Here is a 2,855-nt window from a genome sequence, read left to right as displayed (position 1 = left end):
AGGGTTTTAACTGTTTGCGATAATCGGTAGAAAATATGCTAAAATCGATTAAAACCAAAAGCCAATGACTTTTAATTACTGGTGAAAATCCGTGCTTTACCACGTCACTGATGTTAAGTCAGAAACCACAAAGGAGTAAACCTTCGCATAATCAATTAAAACGAGGTATTTATTCAGGTTAAACTAAAAGTAAGTTCAAATGCTGATCAACTAACAAAAGTTAGAGCTATGAACTAAAGGCATTGCCGTTTATGCCTTGAATGCCACCGTTAAAAGTGGGTAAACCTTTCAAAACATTAATTTTGTTTTTCTACAGATTTAATGAACGGTAACACCTGAAAAAGTAAGTTTATAGATGAATATTTGTCTATAAAATTATAAACTCTGTGGAGAGTATCAAGCCGACTTAACTGGTTAATCAGCAGAAAGTAAACGTCATAGGTAACTATGAATAAGTTTGATCTAACAGTTCCGTCAAAAAATGTCATCAACGGAGTGGGTATAACCCGCTTTTTTTATTGCTTTTTATAGTTAATTCCTAAATTTTTGATCTAATTTAACCTGAGTTCGGAGTTCGGAGTTCGGAGTTCGGAGTTAAAATTAACAGATTTTGATAAAAAGAGTAAATAAATTGATTTTTTTCTTTTCAATCCTTTGATTGACTAATGTTCGAGCTCACTTTAAGTGCGAAACCTGCTACCAGATACCTGAAACCTTCCTAAACCCAATATTATTGCATCGAACTGAGGTAATTTATGACTCATCCCCTGATAGCAAATATCACCGAAATAGCTAAATCTGTTGCTCAAGAATTAAACCTCGAAATTGTTGATTTGACATTTTTAACCCATAAAAACCCTCCTATTTTAAGGGTGTATATCAATAATCCATCAGGGGATACCAGTCTTGATAACTGTGAAAAAATGAGTTGTTTATTAGAAGAAATCCTCGACGCTAAAGATATTATCCCCTCGGCTTATATGTTAGAAATTTCCAGCCCGGGTATCGGTGAAAACTTGACGACAGATCGAGAATTTATTAGTTTTAAGGGTTTTCCAGTGATGATAGAAACTACTACAGAGTATAAAAAACGTACTCAATGGCAAGGAAATCTTCAAGGTAGAGACGAAAAAGCAATACACATCAACTGTAAAGGCAAAATGGTTGCTATTCCTAGAGAAATTGTCATCCGAGTCAAACTAGAAAACAGTGAGGAATGAAGAATTAGGATACTAGAAGGCAAGATGTCTATTGTCGAACTATTCATTATTCACTATTAATTATCAACTATCTATTTATTATTAACTATTAACTATTATGAGTATTGTCAAATTACCTGGTTTAAAAACGCTGATTGAAGAAATCAGTAAAAGTCACAATTTACCAGAAAATTCTGTCAAAGAAGCCTTAACAGAAGCATTATTTAAAGGTTATGAGCGTTTTCGGCGATCGAAACAAACTACCACTCATCAACCTTTTCCCGATGACTATTTTGATAATTTTAGACTAGAACTTGACGTAGAAGAAGAAGGATTCAGAGTTTTAGCCTTAAAAATGGTAGCTGAATCTGTAGAAGAACCTGATCATCAAATTTCCTTAGATGAAGTGCGAGAATTTAATGATGAAGTGCAACTCGAAAATGAAGTTTTAGTGGATGTAACTCCTGAACAAAAAGACTTTGGACGCATGGCAGCTATACAAACGAAACAGGTACTGCAACAGAAATTAAGAGATCAGCAAAGAGTCATTATTCAATCAGAATTTAAAGAATTAGAAGGCACTGTTTTACAAGCAAAAGTTCTTCGTTTTGAACGTCAATCGGTGATTATGACTCTTCAAAGCGCCCACGGAAGACCTGAAGTTGAAGCCGAATTGCCTCATCATGAGCAGATTGCTAGTGACAATTATCGTGCCAATGCCAGTTTTAAAGTTTATCTCAAAAAAGTCCGAGAAGGTTCTCAAAAAGGTCCTCAATTATTAGTTTCCCGTGCTGATGCTGGTTTAGTAGTTTATCTTTTTGATAATGAAGTTCCTGAATTTGAAGAAGGAGTGGTAAGAATTGTGGCGATCGCCAGAGAAGCAAATCCTCATAATCGTTCTGTTAATGCTAGAACCAAAATTGCGGTAGATACCTTAGATCGGGATGTTGATCCTGTAGGTGCTTGTATTGGAGCGAGAGGTTCTCGCATTCAAGCCGTAGTCAATGAACTAAAAGGGGAAAAAATAGACGTAATTCGTTGGTCGCCTGATCCAGCTACTTATATCGCCAATTCCTTAAGTCCGGCTCAAATTGATTTAGTCAAATTAACCAACGCCGAAGAAAGACAATCATTAGTAGTTGTACCTGACAATCATCTGAGTTTAGCGATCGGTAAAGAAGGACAAAATGTGCGTCTGGCAGCCCGTTTAACAGGTTGGAAAATTGACATTAAATCAAAATCAAAATACAACGATGAACAATCCCAATAAACATAAAAATTATCGACGGTGTATCAGTTGTCACCGCTTAGATGAGCGCAAAAAATTTTGGCGTATTGTGAGGACTTATCCAGAGAAAAAAGTTATTTTAGATCAAGGGATGGGCAGATCCGCTTATCTTTGTCCTCAACTAGAATGTTTAAATTTAGCCAAGAAAAAAAAGCGTTTATCAAGAGCATTAAAAGCCGAAATTACAGCTGAAATTTATGAACAACTTACAAAAAGACTTTTATAGTATAGCTTTGATTTTTGTCTGAAGCTAAAACGCATTTAACTCAGATCTTGCACCAGTACAATAATACCAATGAAACAAAACGGGAAAAATCAATTTTAGGAGTTTTAAAATCAATTCTGATTACTTTTCCCTCTTCCCTCTT

At 35.2% G+C, this 2,855-nt stretch carries 3 protein-coding genes; all 3 read left to right on the top strand.

All coding sequences use genetic code 11. The features are described 5' to 3' along the window. Positions 1-755: 755 nt before the first annotated feature. The 3 genes from rimP (at position 756) to FWJ34_RS19005 (ending at position 2,713) form a co-directional block, all read left to right on the top strand. On the top strand, positions 756-1,220 hold the full coding sequence (gene rimP / locus FWJ34_RS19015; RefSeq protein WP_308256898.1) for a ribosome maturation factor RimP: 465 nt from the start codon (positions 756-758) through the stop codon (positions 1,218-1,220). A gap of 97 nt (positions 1,221-1,317) precedes the next feature. After that, on the top strand, positions 1,318-2,469 hold the full coding sequence (gene nusA / locus FWJ34_RS19010; protein ID WP_308256897.1) for a transcription termination factor NusA: 1,152 nt from the start codon (positions 1,318-1,320) through the stop codon (positions 2,467-2,469). Then, positions 2,453-2,713 carry a YlxR family protein gene (locus tag FWJ34_RS19005; RefSeq protein ID WP_308256896.1) on the top strand — a complete coding sequence of 87 codons (261 nt, stop codon included), beginning with the start codon at positions 2,453-2,455 and terminating at the stop codon, positions 2,711-2,713. Before nusA ends, FWJ34_RS19005 begins: the two co-directional genes overlap by 17 nt. Positions 2,714-2,855 lie beyond the last annotated feature (142 nt).

The sequence above is a fragment of the Geminocystis sp. GBBB08 genome (assembly GCF_016743215.1).
GTDB lineage: Bacteria > Cyanobacteriota > Cyanobacteriia > Cyanobacteriales > Cyanobacteriaceae > Geminocystis.
This window is presented reverse-complemented; position numbering and strand designations above follow the sequence as displayed.